We start from the raw sequence: 6,191 nt of genomic DNA, 5'->3' as shown, positions 1-6,191 counted from the left end.
TGTGCCCCGCCCTCGGCCCCCGCCGAACGGGCCGCCGTCCGCTCCGCGAACACCCAGGAGCGCTGGATCCGATAGGACGCGACGTACAGCGCGACATCCACGATCGGCTTGGCCAGCCACAGGGCGAGTCCGAGGGCGAGCGCGGCCTTGAGCGCGACGTAGGACGCCCCCAGGAGCCCCAGGGCCAGGACCGCGTATTTGACGGCCGTGCGCATGACCGTTCCCCGGCGCGCACGGAAGACGCGCCGGTTGAGCGCGAAGTTCACGCCGGCGGAGATCACTCTCGCCGCGACGACGGGAACGAGGAGCCCGCCGATCAGCGCGTGGAGCCCGATGACCCCGAGGTAGTCCACGACGGCCCCGACCAGGGAGGAGGCGGAGAACTTCACGAGGGGGGCGTAGATGCGCGCCGAGTCCCGAAGAGGGCGGAAGTGCGACGTGGCATTGCCCTCCTCGTAGATCGTCCGAATCGGGTGCTGGATGAAGGGCAGGCCCGATTCAGCGGCCTTGAGGAGCACGGAGAGCTCGTACTCGTAGCGGTCGCCGGGGACTGCGAGGAGCCAGTGGAGGTCGCCCGCGGGGAAGGCCCGCAAGCCGGTCTGCGTGTCGGGGAGGCGAACGCCCGTCGCCAGGCGGAATGCGAAGGCGGTCGCGTCGTTGCCGAACTTCGAACGGAACGGGACATCGCCGTCGAAACTGCGGACGCCCAGGACGATCTCACCGCTCTTGTCGCACTCGCGCCCGACTGCGAGGATGTCCTCGACGAGGTGCTGCCCATCCGCGTCCGCAGTGACCACGGGCTCGCCGGGGCGCAACTCGGCGGCCCGGGCGATCCCGGTGCGCAGCGCGGCCCCCTTCCCCCGGTTCGCGACGTGGGAGACGAGCTCGGCGCCCGCGGCGCGCGCCGCGTCGAAGTAAACGGCGTAGTCCGGGCCTGAGCCGTCATCGACGACGAGGGTCTGGATCGACGGATCCGCGCGGTGCAGGTCGAGGACGAGACGGGCGAGGCGGGTGTCCGGGCGGAAAGCGGGGATGAGGACGATCATTGTGCGCTCCCGATGTAGAGGATGTCGCTGGTGGCGCGTTCGCCGCCATTGGAAGGAGAGTTGACGACCTCGCCGTTGAACCACATCTCGGAGGAGCCTCCGCCGTCGAGGTTGTAGGCGGTCGTCGCGCCGAGGTCGACCATGATCTGCGCGAGCTCGCTCATCGTGACCCCGGCCGAGGTCGAGGAGCGGCCGTCCACGACGACGAACACGAAGTGCTTGTCGTCGATGATCCCGATCGCAGTGCGGGGCTGGTCGCCCTGGATCGAGTGATTGCCGAAGTTCGTGTCGATTTCGACGGAGTCGATTCCGTCAACGGCCCGGGAGTCCTCGACCAGTGCGGGACCGAAGGAGAGGGTCTGCCAGACGCCTTGATCGACGAGGCTCTGGGCGTCCGTCGTCGTTTCGTCGTAGACCTCCATCGTGCCGTCCTCGTAGATCGCGAGGCCTTCTCGTGCGCCCTCGTCGCGGTAGATGACGCCGTTGCGGATCACGATGCCGGTGTCGCGGAAGCCGTAGTAGTCGCCGTTGATGGCGAGCACCGCGTTGTTCTGCGTCGCGATGGTGGAGACGAGGTCGGTGATGTTGCCCCCGAAGGCGTTGCCGGCGAAGGCGGACCTCAAGTCCGTGGCGTCCGAGACCACCACGTCCGCGACGTAGTAGGTCGCCGCGTCGGATCCGGATCCGTAGGAGCCCCGGGTGATCGTCACGCTCGTCCCGTCCAATGAGGCGTAGCTCGTGTCGGTGAGCGAAGTGACGGTTTCGCTCGACTCGCTCGCGGTCGAGTTCGCGTCGGTTTGCGAGGAGGCGCCGCCTGATGCCGACGCGGATGCCGTGGTCGAGTGCTCCGCCTCGTATGCGGCGACGTCGCTCACTTCGACGTGGTCGATGACGAAGCGGTCGAGCGCCCAGGCGGCCGTCCCGCCGACTGCCAGCGCCAGTGCGGCGACGGAGCCGATGAGGGCGTTGCGCAGGCGGTGCGAGCGGCGGGGCGCCTTCGCGGGGGTCGGATTCGGGACGGGGGAGGGCTGAGGAGTGAGTGCCTGTTCGTTCATGACGCCCACTGTTCCGCCTCTCGTTCAGGAGGGCGTGTGTCCCGCCTGTGGCCTCCCTGTGCACTGTGAACAGCTTCTGCGGCGCGTCCGCGGCGGGCACGCGGGCGTGCGGCGGGTGCGGGGAGGCGCTTTCTTCACGTACCCCGAAGGTGCCCAAGAAGTTCGGCTGACTCGTGCCGGCGGCTTCTTGGGCGGCTTCTTGGGCGCCTTCGGGGGCGTGCGTCCTCGGCGATCAGGGGCCGAGGGCGGAACGGAGGGCTGAATGCGACGGGGAGGGGCGCTCAGGCCTGCGCGACCCGGGCCGGCCCGAACGAGGGCAATGCGGAGCGGAGCCGCGCGAGGTCGGTGACGACCAGTTCGCGATCGCCGAACACGAGGTAGCGCTGGCCGAGGTAGTTGAGGGCGAAGAGCGAGCAATTCGCGAGGATCGACGCGATCCACAGGGCCAGGCCGAGCGAGACCAGAGCGCGGATGGCGGCGTAGGCGCTGAGCATGATCGTCGCCTCCCACACCGCGTACTTGAGGGCGGTGGCGATGAGCGCTCCCTGCTTGTCGAAGACCCGGCGGTTGAGGAGGTAGTTCATCGTGCACGAGGTGATGCGGGCGCACACGACCGGCAGGAGAAGGCCCCCGACGAGCCCGTTCAACGCGAGGAGCATGAGGTAGTCGAGGGCCGTCGAGCTCAAAGAAGAAGCCAGGTAGCGCAGCTGCCGTCCGAAGCGCGCGAGGAGGGCGACGAAGGCGGGTCGTGTCGTGGTCATGACCTCAGCATCCCGGGCGCGCTTGTGAGGGGCGCCGGTCCAAGCTGTGGGTCAGCTGTGGAGCGGGGCCGGGCCCCTGAGGTCTTCACGATTCCCCCGACCGACGATTCTTACGGGAGCGCAACCCCCATGACGACTCCTCAAGGTCCCTCCCTCTTCGACTCGGCTGCCGAAGGGTTCGACGATACGACTCGCCCCCTCGCCGAGCGCCTGCGTCCTCGCACTCTTGACGAATTCGTCGGACAGGACCACCTGCTCGCTCCAGACGCCCCGCTCGGCCGGATGGTCCGGGCCGGTAGGCTATCGTCGATGATCCTGTGGGGGCTGTCCGGATGTGGCGAGACGACGATCGCGTGCCTGCCCGCCGGAAGGACGGGCCTCCTCTTCGAACAGGTCTCCGCCACCTTCTCCGGGGTGGCGGATTTGCGCAAAGTTTTTGCCGCTGCCTCCAAGCGCAAGCAGATCGGCCAAGACGCGCTGCTCTCTATTGGCTGTCTCGAATGCTCCTGGACGGCGTCGAGCGCGACGCCGCCTCCACGAGGCTACCGACAACGGCTATGAGCATGCGGTGCGCGAGGGCCTCGCCCAGTGGGAGCGGATGCGCCGACTCAAAATGCGCGACTTGTGAAGCGGGGATCAGGCGGCCAATTGGGTGAGGATGAACGCCAGAACGGCAAGGATGAGAACTAAAGAGGGAATCGTCACCCACAGCATGACCTTTTCGGCGCCGGCCCAGCGCTCGACGAAGGACTCCTTCGGCCGGTCTGGATTGAAGAACACGCGCGCGGATCCGCCCACTGGGTAGAACTCGGCAAGAGGTGAGTGCATCGCTGAGGCAAGGGAGTTGCCCCGCGTGTTGAGGCGCAGGACCTTCGGGAGGGGCCGTCCGGGTATGAGATTCGACCGGACCTCTGTGATGACCGGACCGGTGGGGGTGCTCCAACTTGAGGTGGCCGTGGCCTTGAATTTTGGACCGACGACCCTGTAGGCGACGCCGTCGACAACGTATTCGACGACGGGGAGCGAGATGCCGTTGTAGCGGATCATGGAGTAGCTGATCACCCGTCCCTCGGTCAAGCAGGTGCAGCGCTTTACGATCCCGAGCTTGCGGAACCCCAGGAAATAGGCGAGCAGGGAGAGGACGATGATCCAGATGGTCAGGAAAACCACCCAGAAGACGAGGAACCAGGTCGGTACGGCGTTCATGCGACTGCCTCCAGGACGAGTGCGATTTCGGCATGGTCGGTATGGGGGAACATGTCGAAGAGCCGTGCCCGATCGCCCCGGTAGGAGGGCATCGCCCCGAGGTCGGAGGCGAGACTCGCGGCGTTGCACGAGGAGTAGACGACGCGGGGGATCCCGGAGCGCTCGACCCATTGCGCGAGCTCGGGGCCGATGCCGCGCCTCGGCGGGTTCACGACGAGGACGTCGGGGCGCGCGTCCGGTTCTTGAGCCTTCGCCCAGGCGCTCGCGTCCTCGCATATGAAGCGGGCGGCGTCCCTGCTGAGGCCGGAGTCGTTCGCGGCCCGGATCGCCGAGGCGATGGCCTGCTCCGAGACTTCGACGCCGGTCACCCGGGGGATGCCGGCGCGGGCGGCGTGGAGGGCGAAGCCCCCGATGCCGCAGTACAGGTCCCACAGGCTCTCGGGTGCGCGCCCGTCGGGAAGAGGGGCGGCCGCCCATTCGGCGGCCTGCCGGTAGAGGGCGGAGGAGACCTCGCGGTTCGTCTGGACGAATGAACGGGGCCCGAGGACGAGATCCGTGTCCCCGACGCGTAGGTCGAGGGTGCGGCGCTTGGTCAGCACGATCTCGTCCGGACCCTCCACGATGGCCTCGTGGGCGGGATGAATGTTGGCACTGACGACGGCGAGCCCGGGGATGAGGCGGTGGAGTTCGGGGAGCGCGCGGCGGATGTCGGTGAGGCGCTCGCGGGTCCTCAGGACGAAGCGGCACATGAGGGCGTCGTCCGTGCCGACGGTGAGGAGGATGTACTTGAGCTCGCCCTTCTTCGTGGGGACGTCGTAGGGCGTGAGGTCGAGCGCGCGGATGAAGCGCTTGAGCGCGGGTGCGGCGGCGTTGATCGCGGGGTGTTGGATCGGGCAGCCGGGAAGATCGACGCCCCGCCGGTCGGGTCCGAGGATCCCCAGTGTCGGCCTGCGCCGCGTGCCGCCGACGACGAGTTTCGCGCTGGTCCTGAATCCGGTGCTCGCCGAGGCCTGGGGGTTGAGCCAGTCGAGCGCGGTCATGCCGGGGTTCTGATCGAGGAGGGCGCGAGCCTTCCCCTGCTTGTGAGCGATCTGCTCGGGGTACGGGGTGTCGAGGAGCGAACAGGATCGGCATGCGCCCGATGCGTAGTGCTGGCAGTGCATGTCCTGATCGTCCCACAGTGCGAGGAGCATCGAGGGCAACAAGTCGGCCATCGGCGTATCGGGTGGTGTCAACAAAGCGTTCATTTCGAGGTGGAAGGGAGGGGGCAGGTGTTTGAGGGTCGGGTTCGGTCCGACTTGTTGTCAGTCTTTGGCAGGTGTTGCGCGGACGCAGTCCGACTTGTTGACGAGCCCCCTCTTTGAGTCGTATGGGCTCAACTCTTCATTCTTCGGCTTGCGCCCCGAAGGGGGTGTGCTTAAAGTTGAGTGCAACGGACTCAAGAAGAGTCGAGTCCACCAGACCAGCAGCAGGTCGGAGCCCCGCCCTCGGGCGAGGGGGACGACCGGATGAAAGGAACACACCATGGCACGTGCAGTCGGCATCGACCTCGGCACCACGAACTCCGCCATCGCCGTCCTCGAAGGCGGCGAGCCCACCATCATCGCCAATGCCGAGGGCATGCGCACCACCCCCTCGGTCGTCGCCTTCTCCAAGACCGGCGAGGTCCTCGTCGGCGAGATCGCCAAGCGCCAGGCCGTCACCAATGTCGACCGGACGATCTCCTCGGTCAAGCGCCACATGGGCACCGACTGGACCGTCTCCATCGACGACAAGAAGTACACGGCGCAGGAGATCTCCGCCCGCATCCTCTCCAAGCTCAAGGCCGACGCGGAGGCCTTCCTCGGCGAACCCGTCACCGACGCCGTCATCACCGTCCCCGCCTACTTCAACGACGCCGAGCGTCAGGCCACCAAGGAAGCCGGCGAAATCGCGGGCCTCAACGTCCTGCGTATCGTCAACGAACCCACCGCAGCAGCCCTGGCCTACGGCCTCGACAAGGGTAACGAAGACGAACTGATCCTGGTCTTCGACCTCGGTGGCGGTACCTTCGACGTCTCTCTGCTCGAAGTTGGCAAGGACGAAGACGGCTTCTCCACCATCCAGGTTCGCGCAACCACTCG

6 protein-coding genes and 1 pseudogene are annotated in these 6,191 nt (G+C 67.2%); 2 read left to right on the top strand and 5 right to left on the bottom strand.

Going from position 1 to position 6,191, the window contains the following annotated elements:
- The 3 genes from ACQY7V_RS08975 to ACQY7V_RS08965 form a co-directional block, all read right to left on the bottom strand.
- On the bottom strand, positions 1 to 1,046 hold a 1,046-nt coding region (locus ACQY7V_RS08975), incomplete at its 3' end, for a glycosyltransferase (RefSeq protein WP_428639870.1).
- Positions 1,043 to 2,101, bottom strand: coding sequence for a phosphodiester glycosidase family protein (locus ACQY7V_RS08970; RefSeq protein WP_428639868.1), 1,059 nt, complete (start codon positions 2,099 to 2,101; stop codon positions 1,043 to 1,045). The genes ACQY7V_RS08970 and ACQY7V_RS08975, both read right to left, overlap by 4 nt.
- Positions 2,102 to 2,382: 281 nt before the next feature.
- Positions 2,383 to 2,862 (bottom strand): GtrA family protein, encoded by a 480-nt coding sequence (locus ACQY7V_RS08965; protein ID WP_428639867.1) that lies wholly within the window; start codon positions 2,860 to 2,862, stop codon positions 2,383 to 2,385.
- A 129-nt stretch (positions 2,863 to 2,991) separates the two neighbouring features.
- Between ACQY7V_RS08965 and ACQY7V_RS08960 the strand changes: the two are divergent.
- Positions 2,992 to 3,351 (top strand): annotated as a pseudogene (locus ACQY7V_RS08960) (replication-associated recombination protein A); the annotation flags it as partial.
- 147 nt (positions 3,352 to 3,498) lie between these two features.
- Here the strand turns inward: ACQY7V_RS08960 and ACQY7V_RS08955 are convergent.
- Together ACQY7V_RS08955 and ACQY7V_RS08950 are read right to left on the bottom strand one after the other, a co-directional pair.
- The gene (locus ACQY7V_RS08955; protein WP_428639865.1) at positions 3,499 to 4,068 is read right to left on the bottom strand and encodes a hypothetical protein; all 570 of its coding nucleotides are present in this window, start codon (positions 4,066 to 4,068) and stop codon (positions 3,499 to 3,501) included.
- Complete coding sequence (locus ACQY7V_RS08950) at positions 4,065 to 5,231, bottom strand: methyltransferase domain-containing protein (RefSeq protein WP_303774658.1); 1,167 nt, start codon at positions 5,229 to 5,231, stop codon at positions 4,065 to 4,067. The genes ACQY7V_RS08955 and ACQY7V_RS08950 overlap by 4 nt, the downstream gene beginning before the upstream one ends.
- Positions 5,232 to 5,592: 361 nt before the next feature.
- On the opposite strand from ACQY7V_RS08950, the gene ACQY7V_RS08945 reads away from it, so the two are divergent.
- On the top strand, positions 5,593 to 6,191 hold a 599-nt coding region (locus ACQY7V_RS08945; RefSeq protein ID WP_428639863.1), incomplete at its 3' end, for an Hsp70 family protein.

Origin of the sequence: Schaalia sp. (assembly GCF_050312375.1) — a bacterium.
GTDB classification, from domain to species: domain Bacteria; phylum Actinomycetota; class Actinomycetes; order Actinomycetales; family Actinomycetaceae; genus Pauljensenia; species Pauljensenia hyovaginalis.
This window is presented reverse-complemented; position numbering and strand designations above follow the sequence as displayed.